This is a genomic window from Tistrella mobilis (assembly GCF_039634785.1).
Lineage (GTDB): Bacteria > Pseudomonadota > Alphaproteobacteria > Tistrellales > Tistrellaceae > Tistrella > Tistrella mobilis.
On the sequence record NZ_JBBIAB010000016.1, the window covers coordinates 24,839 to 38,937 of the forward strand.

General features: G+C 70.0%; 14 protein-coding genes. 5 read left to right on the top strand and 9 right to left on the bottom strand.

The genetic code is table 11. The annotated features are described in order from the left end of the window. Window positions 1-6 precede the first annotated feature (6 nt). Window positions 7-465: a hypothetical protein gene (locus tag WI697_RS20040; RefSeq protein WP_345959697.1), complete on the top strand. Its 459-nt coding sequence runs from the start codon at window positions 7-9 to the stop codon at window positions 463-465. Between the two features lie 38 nt (window positions 466-503). Here the strand turns inward: WI697_RS20040 and WI697_RS20045 are convergent, their stop codons facing one another. Next, a complete protein-coding gene (locus WI697_RS20045) occupies window positions 504-1,007 on the bottom strand; it encodes a DUF2147 domain-containing protein (protein ID WP_345959698.1) in 504 nt (167 codons plus the stop codon). A gap of 187 nt (window positions 1,008-1,194) precedes the next feature. Between WI697_RS20045 and WI697_RS20050 the strand changes: the two genes are divergently transcribed. From WI697_RS20050 to WI697_RS20060, 3 genes are all read left to right on the top strand, one after another. Then, window positions 1,195-1,767, top strand: a complete 573-nt coding sequence (locus WI697_RS20050) for a histidine phosphatase family protein (protein WP_345959699.1) — start codon at window positions 1,195-1,197, stop codon at window positions 1,765-1,767. A 263-nt stretch (window positions 1,768-2,030) separates the two neighbouring features. Further along, window positions 2,031-3,290, top strand: a complete 1,260-nt coding sequence (locus WI697_RS20055) for an MFS transporter (RefSeq protein ID WP_345959700.1) — start codon at window positions 2,031-2,033, stop codon at window positions 3,288-3,290. Window positions 3,291-3,313: 23 nt separating this feature from the next. Beyond that, window positions 3,314-3,910, top strand: a complete 597-nt coding sequence (locus tag WI697_RS20060) for a hypothetical protein (RefSeq protein WP_345959701.1) — start codon at window positions 3,314-3,316, stop codon at window positions 3,908-3,910. On the opposite strand, the gene WI697_RS20065 is transcribed toward WI697_RS20060, so the two are convergent. From WI697_RS20065 to tmoA, 8 genes are all read right to left on the bottom strand, one after another. After that, entirely contained in the window at window positions 3,894-4,814 is a 921-nt protein-coding gene (locus WI697_RS20065) for a class I SAM-dependent methyltransferase (protein ID WP_345959702.1), read from the bottom strand. The genes WI697_RS20060 and WI697_RS20065 overlap by 17 nt on opposite strands. Further along, a complete protein-coding gene (locus tag WI697_RS20070) occupies window positions 4,811-5,971 on the bottom strand; it encodes a M50 family metallopeptidase (RefSeq protein ID WP_345959703.1) in 1,161 nt (386 codons plus the stop codon). Before WI697_RS20070 ends, WI697_RS20065 begins: the two co-directional genes overlap by 4 nt. Next, window positions 5,968-8,367, bottom strand: a complete 2,400-nt coding sequence (locus WI697_RS20075) for a lantibiotic dehydratase (RefSeq protein ID WP_345959704.1) — start codon at window positions 8,365-8,367, stop codon at window positions 5,968-5,970. The genes WI697_RS20070 and WI697_RS20075 overlap by 4 nt, the downstream gene beginning before the upstream one ends. Further along, window positions 8,364-9,218 carry a hypothetical protein gene (locus WI697_RS20080; RefSeq protein WP_345959705.1) on the bottom strand — a complete coding sequence of 285 codons (855 nt, stop codon included), beginning with the start codon at window positions 9,216-9,218 and terminating at the stop codon, window positions 8,364-8,366. The genes WI697_RS20075 and WI697_RS20080 overlap by 4 nt, the downstream gene beginning before the upstream one ends. Beyond that, on the bottom strand, window positions 9,218-10,135 hold the full coding sequence (locus WI697_RS20085) for a DUF692 domain-containing protein (RefSeq protein ID WP_062770034.1): 918 nt from the start codon (window positions 10,133-10,135) through the stop codon (window positions 9,218-9,220). Before WI697_RS20085 ends, WI697_RS20080 begins: the two co-directional genes overlap by 1 nt. A 65-nt stretch (window positions 10,136-10,200) precedes the next feature. Then, the gene (locus WI697_RS20090) at window positions 10,201-10,830 is read right to left on the bottom strand and encodes a LysE family translocator (protein ID WP_062770031.1); all 630 of its coding nucleotides are present in this window, start codon (window positions 10,828-10,830) and stop codon (window positions 10,201-10,203) included. Between the two features lie 83 nt (window positions 10,831-10,913). Further along, a complete protein-coding gene (locus WI697_RS20095; RefSeq protein WP_345959706.1) occupies window positions 10,914-12,977 on the bottom strand; it encodes a B12-binding domain-containing radical SAM protein in 2,064 nt (687 codons plus the stop codon). A 269-nt stretch (window positions 12,978-13,246) separates the two neighbouring features. After that, entirely contained in the window at window positions 13,247-13,465 is a 219-nt protein-coding gene (gene tmoA, locus WI697_RS20100; RefSeq protein WP_345959707.1) for a 3-thiahomoleucine biosynthesis pearlin carrier peptide TmoA, read from the bottom strand. 307 nt (window positions 13,466-13,772) lie between these two features. On the opposite strand from tmoA, the gene WI697_RS20105 reads away from it, so the two are divergent. Beyond that, entirely contained in the window at window positions 13,773-14,060 is a 288-nt protein-coding gene (locus WI697_RS20105; protein WP_062770022.1) for a hypothetical protein, read from the top strand. Window positions 14,061-14,099 lie beyond the last annotated feature (39 nt).

Sequence of the window (14,099 nt, forward strand, 5' to 3'; positions counted from 1 at the left end):
AATGTCATGCCAGATCGTGACTCGGTCCTGGCGGCGCTGGTGGCCGATGGGCAGTCGCTGGTTCACGACCAGCTGCCCGATCTGATCGGGCTGGCCGAGACGGTGGCGACCGTTGCGCGCGACGATCCGCGCCACCCGGCGGGGCTGGTGGCGGCACTGATCCGGGTCAGGACCCTGCTGATCGAGCAACTGCGTACCGAGGCCGGAATCGTGCACCCGCTGATCCGCCTGGGCGGCAGCCCGATGCTGGCCGACATGATCCGGGGCATCCAGGCGGGCCAGGCGGATATCGAGCGGGAACTCGACCGGATGCTGTCGATGACCGACGGCCTGAAGCCGCCGCCGGACGTGACGCCGTCCTGGGCGGCGCTCTATGTGGCGATCGGCGTCATGGCCGACAGGATCCGCCGTCGCCATGCGCTGGCCCGCACCGACGTGTACGGGCCGCTGGTCGCTGAGGCTTAGCCGTCGCGGATCCGGGCTTAGCCTTTGCGGATCCGGGCCTAGCCCTCCCGGATCCACGTCTGGCTGCGGCCGAACAGCGACAGGCCGATGAAGCCGCGGACCTCCAGCGTGCTGCCGTCGGGCGAGAGCGTCATCTTCGCGTCGTAGATCTCGCCGTTCTTGGGGTCGAGGATTTCGCCGCCCTCGTAAGCCAGGCCGTCGCGGACCAGACCGGTCAGGATTTCCATGCCGACGATCTTCTGTCCGGCGCGGGTGTCGGTGCATTCATGGCAGACCGGATCCGGATCCTCGCCCGGCTCGCGGAAGAGTTTTTCGATCCGGCCGTACCAGCGGCCGTCCCGCTCAAAAATCCTGACCAGAGACCGTGGCTTGCCGGTTTCGTCGTCGATCGTCCGCCACAGCCCGGCGGCATCGGGATTGCCGTGGGCGGCCTGATCGTCGGCAGACTGGGCCAGGGCTGGGCGGCCGGCGGCAAGAGCCAGGGGCAGGGCGGCAAGCCCGGCCAGCAGCAGGCGTCGGTTCAGACGGGCGGAAGAGGGCATGGAACAAGGGCCTCCGATGGGGGATGGGCGGTCGGCACAGGCCATCATCCTATGATTGAACGGCGGCGGCAATCCTGACGGATCGGCAGGTTCCTGCCCGCTTGTGCATCCCCGGGGTTGCAAGCGTCATCAAAGCGCAGGCAGGCTGGCGCCATAACAGATACGGAAACGCCCGGGAGCCCGCCAGATGACCAGCCAGACCACACGCCTGCTTTTCGTTCGCCACGGCACCGCCACCCGCATGACCGAGGACCTGCGCGACCCGCCGCTGGCGCCGCGCGGCCGCGAGGAGGCGGCGGAGACCGCGGCGCATCTGGCGGCGCTGCTTGCAGGCCGGCGCCCCCGGCTGCTGGCGAGCCCGCTGGCCCGCACCACCGAGACCGCGACCATCATCGGTGCGGCGCTGGGGCTTGCGCCCGAACCCGCGCCCGCCTTTGCCGAGATCCCCTGGACCGACGGCCAGCCGGTCGTCTCCCGCGCGGCCGACATCAAGGACTGGCTGGGGCGCGGCTGGGGCGACATGCCGGCGGCACAGCGCGCCTGGGCGGCCGGCGTGGTAGAGGCGGCCCGGGGCCTGTCGGGGCTGGTGGTCGTGGTGTCGCATTTCGTGCCGATCAACGTGCTGGTCGGCCATGCCCGAGGCAGTGACCGGGTGCTGGAATTCCGCCCGCGCCCGGCCTCGGTCACCATCTTCACCGCCGGGGCCGACGGCCTGGCGGTCGAATCGCTGGGGGCCGAAGACGAGAGCCTGTTCGCCTGATCGGACCCGCCTGCGAAGGTCGGTTGCGCTGCTGCGCGTCGTGCGTGTGTATTTTACAACCACATTCGACCATTGAAGCGCACCCGGCTTCGCGCGATACTGCGCCCCAAGAAGCAATGAGAAACATGGCGCCGGCTCGACAGGGCAGGACCAGAAGACGCCATGCCGCCTGGAACACCGGAGAGCCAGAGCCCGATCAGCGGACCTGGCCGGCTGGGGCCGGCCGGGCCGGGGATCAGGGCCCGTGTGGAGGAGACGACGCCATGAGCGTGGCGCGCGGCACCGCAGGCGGTGTGTCCAGAGGCGGCGATGACGGGCGGATGCCCCGGTCGCTTGCCCTGATCGTGATTTCGGCAGGCTGCATCCTGGCCCTGTCCATGGGGGTCCGGCAGAGCCTGGGCCTTTATCTCACCCCCGTCAGCGAGGCGATCGGTACCGGGCGCGAAGCCTATGCGCTGTCGCTGGGGCTGATGAATCTGATGTGGGGCCTGTTTGCGCCGCTTGCCGGCGTGCTGGCCGACAAGCGCGGGCCGATGGCGGTGGGCCTGGCCGGCGGCGCGCTTTATGCCGTGGGTGTGGTCTGGCTCGCCTTTTCGGGCTCGGAACTCGAACTCGCCGGTGCCGGCATCCTGATCGGCATCGGGTTGAGCGGCGCGGGCTTCACCGTCATCCTGGGTGCGGTGGGGCGCGCGGCGCCCGAACGCTTCCGCGCTTCGGCGCTGGCGCTGGCCAGCCTGGGCTCGTCGCTTGGCCAGTTCGTGGCGCTGCCCTATGCCCATGGGCTGACCGATGCCGCCGGCTGGTGGTGGAGCCTGGTGATCCTGGGCATCACCTCGGCGCTGATGGTGCCGCTGGCGCTGGGGCTGATGGGGGCGTCGAAGGCCGGCGACCCGATCGTCTCGCGCCAGACCCTGGGCGAGGCGGTGCGCGAGGCCTTCAGCACCCCTGGCTTCTGGCTGCTGAATGCCGGCTTCTTCGTCTGCGGCTTTCACCTCGCCTTCATCAGCGTGCATCTGCCGGCCTATGCCGCGGATCGCGGGCTGGAGCCCTGGGTGGCGACCGCGGCACTCACCGCCGTGGGGCTGGGCAATATCTTCGGCACCTATGGCTTCGCCAAGCTGGGCACGGTGATCCAGAAAAAGGATGCGCTGGCGCTGCTTTACACCGTCCGGGCGTTCATCTTCCTGGGGTTCCTGCTGCTGCCGCTGTCGCCCACCCTGGTCATCACCATGTCCTTCCTGCTGGGCCTTACCTGGCTCGGCACCGTGCCGCTGACCAGCGGGCTGGTGGCGCATATGTTCGGGCCGGTCTATCTGTCCACCCTGTTCGGCCTGGTGTTCATGGGCCATCAGGTGGGCGGCTTCCTGGGCTCGTGGCTTGCCGGCCGGATCTTCGATATGGTCGGCTCTTACGATCCGGTCTGGTGGCTGTCGGTCGGGCTGGGCCTGATCTCGGCCCTGCTGCATATCCTGATCCGCGAACGGCCGGTCGAACGGCTGCGCGCGGCCGCCGCCACCGCCTGACGTCAACTCCGGAGGGGTTCTGCTTGCATCCTGCCGCACCCGTCGTCCCTGACCTTTCGGTCCTGCAGCCCCTTCCGCCGCAGATGCGGCTGGAGGGGCTGCGCGCCGAAATCGCCGCTGCCCGCATCGTCGATTGCGGGATGGTCCATGAACGGGTGCTGCGGGCGGCAGACGGGCAGACGCCGCTGCCCTCCGACCTGCCGAACGGGGTGGTGCGCGCGGGGCTCTGTCCGATGCCGGTGCGCCGCCAGCGCCTGGCCTGCAGCCATACCACCGCCCGGGTGCGGATGATCGAGGCGGTCCGCGCACTGCAGGATGTGGACGATCCCGCAGCCGCCACCCTTCAGGACCGTCTCGGCGAACTCGATGCCCGGATCGGGCGCATCGACCATGCCCGCGGCGATGCCGAACTGGCCCATGCGCTTGCCTGCCGCGATGGCGATGCGGCGACGCGGGATGATGCCGCGGCCCAGATCGCCCGGACCGGCCAGCAGTTCACCCGGGCGCTGGCGGAACTCGACGCACTCAGATCCGATCTGCTGGCCGCAATGGACCGTCAGCTGGCGAAGACCATTGCGGCGGGGGGCGTCAGCTCGCCGGAGATCAGCCCGTCGGTGTGACCGTTTCCGGCGCCATGCGCGGCGCCAGGGTGCAGAGATGCCAGGCGATCGGCGCCTGCCAGACGGCGGCATCGTCGCCGCGCGGCAGAACCCGGTCCAGCACGCCCGGCAGGGCGGCATCCAGCCTTGCCTGCAGGGCGGCCGGGGCGCGCAGCCTGGCCGCAGCGGCGGTTTCCGCCAGGGCGTCGAATTCGCGCCAATAGCCGGCGGCATCGCCGATCTCGGCGGTGGCGGCGCCATCCTCGATCGCGACCAGCTCCAGCCCGGCCGGGGCGGCAAGCGCCGCCAGCCCGTCCGGATCGATGTCGAAGGGGCCGGCCTCGCCCGCGGGGCGGGTGAGATCGGGCAGCACCTTGCCGAGCAGGGCGGCCCCGGTGCCGATCAGCCGGCAGCGGGCCGGCCTGTCCCAGAGCTGCACCAGAATATGGCCGCCGGGCGCCAGCAGCCCGGCCATCGCCGTCAGCACCCCTGCCGGATCGGGCAGGGTCCAGAGGCCGCGCAGGCAGGTGATCAGATCAACCACCCCCGGCTTCAGCGCCGGCCGGGCGGCATCGGCGACGAGCCCGGCGATGCCCGGCGCCCGGATGGCCGCCAGGGGGCCGGCCGCGATGTCGCTGGCGATCACCAGGCGACCTGGATTCGTCGAGGCCGGATGTGCAGGGGCCGGCTGCGCCAGGGCGCGTGCGAGCGCCCCCTGGCCCGCCCCCAGATCCATCACCACCCCGTCGGCCCCGGCCAGACGATCGGCCACCGCCGCCATGTGGTCGAGCAGCGCGCCTGCCGCCTTTGGCCGGACGGAGCCGCCATCCTCCAGCAGGGCCCGATCCTCCAGCAGAGCATGAACGCCGTCCCAGTGGGCACGGCTGCCATAGGTGGCGGGGCTGGCAGGAGAGGGGGCGGTCATCGGATCAACTCCAGCATCATGCCGCCCAGCCACCACGCCATGCCGACCCAGATCCCCGCCCAGCCGAGGATGGTGCCGACGGCGACGGCCAGCAGCAGCGGCCCGCGTCCGGCGGGCAGCGATGCCGGCAGGGCGGGGGCCGGCAGCCCGACCGCCCGGCGCAGATGATCGAAGGCCCGGCGGCGCAGATTGGGCAGGCGCAGCACCTCGACCAGCATCAGATAGCCGTCGCCGTTCAGCACCGGCAGCAGGGTGACGGTGGCGCCAAACAGCCCGGCCGCAGCCAGGATCACGCCGCCCGAATGCAGCGGGCTGCCCATGGGGGCGGCCATCATCGCCGCCAGCCCCAGCCCGGCCAGGGCCTGGCTGGCGAAGGGGCCGGCCAGGATCGCGACCATGCGCGGCCCCATGGCCAGCGCCTCCCAGTCGCGCCGGTCGGGGCGGGTCCAGGCGAAGGGCATCAGGAAATAGATCGCGAACCCGGTCTCGCGCACCTTAACGCCAAGCGCCCTGCAGGCAAGTGCATGGCCGCCTTCGTGCAGGAAGCCGCTGGCCAGCGTCACGAGATAGAGCAGCGGCAGCATCCAGCCGGTCAGTGTGGCCGAAGCCTCGTCAAGGAAGCGCCCGCCCATCACGACCAGCAGCACCGGGGTTGCCAGGGCGGCCAGGGTCACGGCCCCCAGCAACCCCATCCGCACCGCGCCTGGCCAGGCCAGCAGCCGGTCGAGCAGCGGTTCGGGATGGACCACACCCAGCCGCTGGATGACCAGATGGTGGAGCAGGGCGAAATCGAAGCCGGTGAACGGGTCGCGGGCGCGGTTGCCGCGGCCGTCGATCTCCAGCAGGCCAAGCCCCAGAAGCTTGGTTTCGAACCGCATCAGCTTGGCCGCATCGGCGCGAATGCCGCGCGCCGCCAGCCGGGCGGACAGGGTGTCGAAACTCGACTGCCCGTCGAAGACCCGGGCGACTTCGAATTCGGCCGGGCCCAGAACCCAATGGCCATCGCCCGCGGGATCGGTGATTTCGATCCGCCGGCCGCGGGCCGGATCGGTGATCTCGGCATGTTCAAACCGGGCGGGAAAGCAGCCGCGGGCGATCGCGGCGCCGGCGCTCTCAGCGGCCGTGGTGTCGATCTCAGGCGCGGTCAGCGTCGTCATGCCGGGTCTTTCGTGGGGGCTGCCGGGCGAAGCCGGGTGCTGAGGCGGAATTCTGCCGTCACCCGGCCTTCCGGGCCGGCATCGAGCCAGAGGTCGTCCGGGCCCGGCGACATTTCAGCCAGATCGATCGGCTCGTCGCGGTCGAACAGCCGGGCGAGCATTTCCGCCCCCTGGGGGGCATCAAGCAGGATGCAGACCGGTTTGGGCTCGCCGGGCGCCTTGGCGAAGATCGCCGGCGGCAGGCCCAGATCCCGCGCCCAGCGGCGCATGGCCCGGAAGGCCTCGGCATCCTCTGCCGGCTTGCCGCCGGGGCGAGGGTCACCGGCTCTGATCCGCCAGCTTCGCCGCTTGACCACCAGCCGGCCCAGCACCAGCCGCGGCGCCAGATGCCGCCCGGTCACCGCAGAGGCCAGCGTGAACATCGCCCGGTGCAGGGCCGTGCGGGTAAGGGTGCCCAGGTCGTCATCCTGTCCGCAGCGGCTTTGGACGCGCAGCGTGCCGTCGGCCGCGCGCCGGACCCGGACCTCCGCCGCCCGGATGCGCCGGCGCGGGCCGGTCGCGGCATCGCCGGGCAGGGCGATGTCGATGAAGCCGGGGTGTTCGGGCCAGTCGATATGCGACCGCTGGTAATGCCGGCCGTCATCGGCCAGGCCCAGCCGCGCCGGCCCGGCGGCATCCGCCAGCGCCCAGCCGGCCGCCAGATCGGCCGCCCGGTCCGGATCGGGGCAGAAGGGCATGGCCACCGGCTGCACGGCGGTGGCGACCGCCGGGTGCACCTCGCCGATCACCAGCCGCCAGTCGCCGCGGATGATCGCCGCAGGGCTTGCCGCCGCGATCATCAGATCGGGTGAGGCGATGTCGAGACCGAGGGTGACCGGCCGGGGTGCCTGCGGCAGCAGGCGGCGGACGGCGCCCTCCACCGCATCACCGACATGTGCGATATCGGCCGGGGTGAGGGCGATTTCATCGACGGTGGCATCAGTGGCCAACCGGTCCCAGGCCTCGCGCAGCACCGGCTCGATCACCGCCACCGCGGCGGTCGCGAGATCGGCCGAGGGGGTGGCGGCCAGCAGCCGGACCAGATCGACCGTTCCCCCGGCATCGGCGGCACCGTCATGCACCAGCCGGTCGAAGGCCTGTGCCTGACCATCGGCGATCAGCATGGCCGCGGCCGTCGCCACCCGCCGGTACAGGTTCAGCACCGGGGCCAGATCCGGTTCGGCGGCCTTGAGGAACGGCCCGCCCAGAACGACAGTGCCGGCCCGGGCGCAATCTTCGTAGACCGGCTGACGGCCGACATACATCCGGCCATGGTCGCGCTCGCGGTCGGCGCCGGCGGCGGCCAGCAGGGCGTGCAGCCGGTCCAGGATCGCCAGCCGGTCGCGTGGCCACCCGGCCGCGGCGGCGAAATCGCGGGCGCCGGCCTCGATCGCGGCGATGCGATCCAGCCAGAGGCCGGCGGCCGGTGTGCCGATCCGCCCCAGAAGCCCGGCCAGATGATCGAGCGGCCGGCGGCTGCCGGGCGCGGGCGTCAGCGCCGGCAGCAGCACCCGCCGGCCGACCAGTATGTCGATGGCGGCGGCCGCGTCCCCGGTCGCTGCGGCGGCGGCAAGCTCGGCGGGCCGCGCCGGCCCCAGCCGCATGGCCGCGCGCACCACCGCGGCGACCCGGGCGGGCAGGGGGGTGCTGCGATCGACCGGCAGGCGCAGCCGGCCCGCATCATCCAGCGTGCAACCGGGGTTGAGGATCAGCGGCAGCTGCCCGGCCAGCGCCGGATCGGCGGCCACCGCTTCGGCCAGGGCCTCGGCCACCCAGTGTTCGATCACCGTGATCCGGTCGCCGATGACCCGGTCCGGATCGCCGGTCACCTGCAGCGCGGTTTCGGATCGGGGATCGATCCGCCCCCAGGCGACGGGGCCGAAAAAGCTCGCGGTGTCGTTCTTGGCCGCGAAGCGCTGCAGATAGCTCCAGGCCAGACGCAGCTTCTGGCGGGCGCGCTTGCGCGGCTGATCCAGGTTTTCGGCCGCAAGTTCGGCGATGCGCGCCGGCGCGTCGCGGTTGGACAGAAACAGCGCCTCTTCCGCCATGGCATCGCCGAGCGCCGCAACCAGCCGGCGCCGGGCATCGGCCGCGGCAGGGGCGAAGGCGGCGGCGCGGGTATCGGGCGTGACGGCCGGATCATCGATCATGGCCAGAATGTCCGCGTCCAGACAGGCGCGCCGCAACCGGGCGAAGCCGAAACCGGCGCCGCGCATCCAGAACAGCGGAAACCAGTCGATGGCGGGCAGGTCGCCAGCGGATGCCCGGCCTGTGGTGGAGACCTGGTCTGTGGTGGCGGCCTGATCTGCGGTGGCGAGACGGGTGGCGGATGGGGCCGGGCGGGTCGCGACCGTCATGCCCCCACCACCGCGCCGCGTTCGGCCAGCTTGCCCAGTAGGGCCGCATCCTGCGGGCCGGCACCGCCCAGCCGCCGGGTGAGTGCCGCGGGGCTGAGCGGTCCTTCTTCCAGGGCCGCCAGCATCAGGGCCCCCCGCGGCGGCAGGGCCGAGACCTTGGGCGCGGCGGCCAGATCGGGCATGGCCACCAGATAGGCGGCCGGCCGCGCCGGCAGATCCTCGCGGCCCAGCGCCGCAGAATTGCGCAGCCAGGGGGCCAGATCATGGCTGGTGGTGACGGCCACCGCGCGGCCGGTGAGGCCGACATGCCCTGCGGGCACCGCCGGTTGCGGCGGCGCATCGGCAAGCCGCATCAGCAGCCCGGCCGTGGCGCGGTCGAGCGCGATCAGGTCGCGCAGCCCCGCCGGGGCCCCGGTCGCGGGATCGGCGGCCAGATGGTCCAGGATCCGGGCGCAATAGCCCACGACGAAGGGGCCGTCATCCTGCCAGCGATCGGCTTCGAGGAAGCCTTCGGCCAGCTCGCGCAGGTCCAGCCCCTTGCCCTTCAGCGCCCGCATGGTCAATGGGGCCGCCGTTTCCAGCGCGTTCTGCACCGATCCGGTCATGCGGAAGCGGTAGTTCAGAATGAACATGCGCGTCGGCTTGGGTGTCGCGGCATAGGCACGTACCGTGGCCACGCCGTCATCGTCCAGGCCGAAGCGGCGGCCCAGCGTCTGATCGTCGATCGCGGGATCGAACATCGCCTCGGCCAGCGGCGCTTCGCGCAGGATCCGCCGCCAGGTGGCATAGACCGTGGCGGCGGGCAGCCCGGCACCGGGGATGGGGGCGGCGGGCGGGGGCATGGCGGTCATCACGCGATCTCCCGAACCGGCGGCACCACGCCATGGCGGTGTGCTGCCGCATCCCAGGCCGCCTTGGCGCGGGCCAGATCGGCGGCGATCATCGCCTCGTCTTCCGCCCCGCCCAGCTCGCGGGTCTGGGGGTGATGGGCGCGGCCCTGGAATTCCAGGATCACCGCCGAGGGCAGGGCCCGGGACAGCACCTGATCGAGCATCGCCCAGACCGGTTCGGGCACCGTGCTGTCATGCCAGTCGTGATAGAGCCCGTCATACCAGGATCCGCCGGCCAGATGGATGCAGACCACCCGGTCGAGCGGGATGGTCGCCAGATAGTCGGCGGCGTCGTAGCCGGCCAGATTGACTGAATTGGTATAGACGTTGTGCAGGTCGAGATGCAGCCAGGTGCCGGCGCGATCGACCAGCCGGGCCATGAATTCGGCCTCGCGCATCGCAGCCCCCGGGGTCGGCATGTAATAGGCCGCGTTCTCATGCGCCAGCGGCATGCCGTAGATGTCCTGCAGCCGCCGTGCCCGGTCGGCGACCCGGACGAGTTCGGGCGAGGAGAACTGCACCGGGCTGGACCAGATGTCGAGCCAGGACCCGTCGCCATAAAAGCAGTGATCGCCGACCCAGGGGCTGTTGATCGCCTTGGCCAGCGCCACATGGCGGCGCACGGCCGGCGTGTCTTCCAGCCGGCCGAAGCCGAATTCGCAACCGTAATTGGAATGGGCGAGCAGCGGCTTCGCGGCACCCAGCGCCTGCATGCGCCGCTCCTGCCCCGGGCGGAAGATCCAGGGGCTGTCGAGCGGCCCCATGATCGCGTCCAGCAGGATCTCGAACAGGTCGACCGGCTGGGTTTCGAACGGAAACCAGTCGAGGATTTCGGGATTGTACTGCAGGCCGACGCCGAGCGGTGCGGGCTTGTCCATCGGGGAGTCCTTAAGGGTTGATCCCGGGCAGGTTGATCCTGGGGAGGCCTGGCTGCGCTGCAGCGTCAGCCCGCCACGATGGGAATGAGAGAGGCGACCAGCAGGATCGCCATGACGGTGTTGAAGATCCTGACCGCCCGCCTCGTCGCAAGCAGCCGGCGGACCGCGACGCCGAAGCCGGTCCAGATCACCGCGGCCGGCACGCAGACCAGAAAGAAGATCAGCGCGATGATCACCGCCTGAACGGTGGGGTTGTTGGCCGCCGCGCCATAGGCCCCCATGGTCGCGACCGCCATGGTCCAGACCTTGGGGTTGACCCATTGCAGCAGGGCCGCCTGCAACGCGCCCACCGGCCGGCCCTCGGCCTGTTTCAGGTTCTGGTCCAGCCCCTTGGGCTCGGCGCTCGCGATCTTCCAGGCGAGCCAGAGCATGTAGGCGACGCCGATCACCTCGATCGCGATCCGGGTTGCGGGCACGGTTTCAAGAATGGCGCCAAGACCCAGCCCCACCGCCAGGATCAGAAGGGGGGCCCCGAAGCAGATGCCGGCCATCGCCGGCAGGCTGCGCCGGAAGCCGAAGCTGGCGCCCGAAGTGGTGAGCAGCACGGTGTTGGGGCCGGGTGACAGCAGGGCCACGATCGCGAAGGTCACGACCGGCCAGACGAAGTCGAGCGAGGGTGGTTCGATGGGCGGCACGGGGGCGGCTCCGGCGCGGGTTGGATGGATAACCCGAGGTTGATCCATCCGAACCCGGAGTGCAATACGGGCGATGCGATGCCTCAGCTGCCGGTCGCTTCGGCGACGATGCCGATCTTCACCAGCTTGGAGAGCACCGGCGCCAGCCCGGCGCCGGCCGCGGTGTCGCGCCGCGCCGCCTCGATCAGCCCGGCCATGCGGCCGCTGATCCGGTAGGAGATCGGCACCAGAACCCCCTGATGGCCGGCCTTCTGGGTGAAGGCGACGTAACTGTCCGTTTCGTCCATATCCATGATGTCGATGTCGCCGCGACCATGGGCCCCCATGATGAAGCCCGGAATGTCGAAGCGGCTGTGCATCAGCTCCACACGGATGGCGAGTTCACCCGCCCCGCCGCCGGCCGACAGCGCCGGCAGCGGTGTTTCGGCAAGCCCGCCCACGGCGACGCGGCCCATGGTCACCTCGTAGCGGAACAGGTCGTGCAGCCGGTCGCGGATCGACGGATCGGTGATGCCGGCATCGGGCAGAAGCCGGGTCTGGATGAACTGCTCGAAGGGTTTCGACAGGTCGATCGCCCGCCAGCGGCCCTCCGGCCGGTTGCCGGCATAGATGCTGCCCAGGATCCGGTCGCGGCCCGCCCAGTCGACGAAGCGGCGGATCAGGTCGCTGAAGCCGTCGACGCCCAGCTGATCCTTCATGGCCAGCAGGCATTTGATGGTGGTGCCGTGGAAGTGGTAGAGGTCGGCCACCGCGAAGCCGAAGGTCTCCACCCAGGCCATCTGGTCGAGATTGAGCCATTTGGTCTCGTAGACCATGTGGTTCGGCTCTCGCATATAGCGGATCTCGTGCTCCTGGGCCTGCCGCTCGAATTCCGAGCCGGGCAGGATCGAGAGCCGGAAGGCCTGGATGCGGTGCGGGCTCAGCGAGTAGCAGAAATCCACCGTCTGCATGAATTGCGGGATGCCGTCGCCCGGCAGGCCGTAGATGCAATCGATGATCGCCGAGGATTTCAGCTTGTCCGACAGCCGGTTCCAGGCGCGGCGGAAGCGGTCTTCGGTGAAGGGGCGGCGCATCAGCTTCGCCGCTTCCTGGCTGGCGCTCTGCAGGCCGAACTCGAAGGTGACCAGCGGGTTCAGCCGCACCAGCTCGTCCATCACCCGGGCCAGGTTGTCGTCGATGATCTCGAGCTTCAGCTCCAGCAGCAGGCTGAAGGGCTGAACCCGGCCGTCGCGCAGATGCTCGACCAGGATTTCCAGGATCCGGGCCGCGCGTTCCTTGCGCATGTTGAAGGTGCCGTCGCAGAACATGATGTGCGACGGATGATGCGAGAGGATGTTGTGAAGCTCTGCCTCCACCCGCTCCATCTCGTATTCGCGCACGCCCTTGCTCTCGCCCCAGATGCAGAAGGAACAGCGATAGGGGCAGCCGCGCGAGGCTTCGTAGAGGAAGGCGCCGCCATGGGGCAGCTCGATCCCGCCCAGATAGGGCGAGGGGATGTCGTTGATGTCTTCGATCAGCGCGGCCTCGGCGGTCTCGTGATAGGCCGTGCCTGCGGGCACGCGGCCGCTGCCGTCGAAGATCAGGAAGTCGTCGGTGTTCCCGTCGGGCGCCATATAGGCGATGCCGCCCACGGTCGAGAGCTTCGGACTGCCGTCGAGGAAGGAATTCAGCAGGTCGCGGAAGGTGACCTCGGCCTCGTTGCAGACGCAGATATCGGCGCAGCGCTCGCGATCGAACACGAAGGGCACATAGGATCCGCGGATCTGCTGGCCGCCGAAGATCACCACCGTCTGCGGCCACAGCTCCTTGATCGCCTTGGCGGCGCGCAGCACGAATTTGATGTTCCAGATGTAGCAGGAGAAGCCGACCACGTCGAAATTGTGGGTCTCCTGCCATTTCAGCAGGAAGAACAGCTGCGCCTCTTCATCCATCAGGGATTTGGGCGTGGCGGCACAGTGTTCGACGAAGGTGACACGCTCGGCGATCGCGGGCGTGCGCCGGGCATAGGTCACCAGGTTCCACAGCGCGAGCGAGGTGTCGGCTTCCCAGTTATAGGCGACGAGACCGACGCGGAGGGTCGGCTTCGCGCCGAAGCTCGCAGAGGCCGCGGTGGCGGTGCGGGCGATCATGGTATCGGGCATGTCCATCCCCTGATGATCCGGAGACAAAAGGTCCGGATCCTGGCTCATTCGGAAATGGCCGGTCATGCGACGGGGCGGCAGCGACGCGGAATTTTACACCGGGGTCACGGGGGTGCACCGGCCGGTCGGCGGACATAACGAGAACGCTTCGTGCCTGTGCGAGATGCGCAAGGGCACGGCCGGATCCTGTCGTCGTCATGTCGGAGCGGGCCGGTGTCCGGCCGGGACGGATCGCGGAGCAGCGGGGGCGGCGTCGCGCGGGCCGTGTCGGCCGGTCAGGCGAAAACCTTGCTTTCGATGATCTCGACGTCTTCGAGATCGAAATCTTCAAGAGCGTCGGCTTCAAGAGCGTCGGCTTCAAGAGCGTCGGCTTCGACGGTATCGGTACCGTCGGCTGCCGCGGTATCGGTTGCCGCCGTGGTGTCGGTGGTGCCTTCGGCCTCGGTGGCGGCCGGCTCCAGCTCGTCGGTGGCGGTGGCGTCCCTCTCGGTCATTTTCGTCTCCTCCTCGTGTTCCGGTGAAACCTGTCGTCGCAGGTGGGCTGCCTCGTCGTCGCGGGCCGCTCTGTTCTGGAGTGCGTAATCTTTGAATTCTGGCGCCGAAGGCCCCGATACGTCAACCTTTCTAACCATTGAGTATCATGAAACTCCCCGAATGGTGGAGTTATCTGCGCGCCTGGGGATGAGTATCCGATCTCATCCGCTCCACTTGGGATCTGTCATGAAACGGTTACCGGCGACGGCTAGTGTGCCGGCCGTTCCGGGGATATCGCAGGTCCCGGCCCGTTTCAGGAGCAGACCCATGGTCGACCAGGACATCTTCATCGACGGTTTCGGCACCATCCGCCTGGCCGGCGGCGTCGTACGCATCGAGCTTGCGCGTGCGGTGTTCGACGATGCCGACGCCGACGGCCGGCCGAAACTGGCGCCCAACGGCATGCTGATCATGCCGGTGGAAGCGTTCCTGCGGGCGGAACGCCAGTTCGCCGGCGTCGCCCAGCGCCTGGTGCAGGCGGGTATCGCCGCCGGCGATCGCAAGCTGGCCGAGACGGCGGCTGCCGCTGCGGCCCCCGGCACCGCGCAGGGGTAACCGCCACCGCCTGATGTTCGCCGGCGGGCACGGATTTAA

Excerpts from the sequence above, each read along its gene's own strand:
- WI697_RS20055 (WP_345959700.1), top strand. The coding sequence starts at position 2,031 with ATGAGCGTGGCGCGCGGCACCGCAGGCGGTGTGTCCAGAGGCGGCGAT.
- WI697_RS20105 (WP_062770022.1), top strand. The coding sequence starts at position 13,773 with ATGGTCGACCAGGACATCTTCATCGACGGTTTCGGCACCATCCGCCTG.
- WI697_RS20080 (WP_345959705.1), bottom strand. The coding sequence starts at position 9,218 with ATGACCGCCATGCCCCCGCCCGCCGCCCCCATCCCCGGTGCCGGGCTG.
- WI697_RS20085 (WP_062770034.1), bottom strand. The coding sequence starts at position 10,135 with ATGGACAAGCCCGCACCGCTCGGCGTCGGCCTGCAGTACAATCCCGAA.
- WI697_RS20095 (WP_345959706.1), bottom strand. The coding sequence starts at position 12,977 with ATGGACATGCCCGATACCATGATCGCCCGCACCGCCACCGCGGCCTCT.
- WI697_RS20050 (WP_345959699.1), top strand. The coding sequence starts at position 1,195 with ATGACCAGCCAGACCACACGCCTGCTTTTCGTTCGCCACGGCACCGCC.
- WI697_RS20040 (WP_345959697.1), top strand. The coding sequence starts at position 7 with ATGCCAGATCGTGACTCGGTCCTGGCGGCGCTGGTGGCCGATGGGCAG.
- WI697_RS20045 (WP_345959698.1), bottom strand. The coding sequence starts at position 1,007 with ATGCCCTCTTCCGCCCGTCTGAACCGACGCCTGCTGCTGGCCGGGCTT.
- WI697_RS20070 (WP_345959703.1), bottom strand. The coding sequence starts at position 5,971 with ATGACGACGCTGACCGCGCCTGAGATCGACACCACGGCCGCTGAGAGC.
- tmoA (WP_345959707.1), bottom strand. The coding sequence starts at position 13,465 with ATGACCGAGAGGGACGCCACCGCCACCGACGAGCTGGAGCCGGCCGCC.
- WI697_RS20065 (WP_345959702.1), bottom strand. The coding sequence starts at position 4,814 with ATGACCGCCCCCTCTCCTGCCAGCCCCGCCACCTATGGCAGCCGTGCC.
- WI697_RS20075 (WP_345959704.1), bottom strand. The coding sequence starts at position 8,367 with ATGACGGTCGCGACCCGCCCGGCCCCATCCGCCACCCGTCTCGCCACC.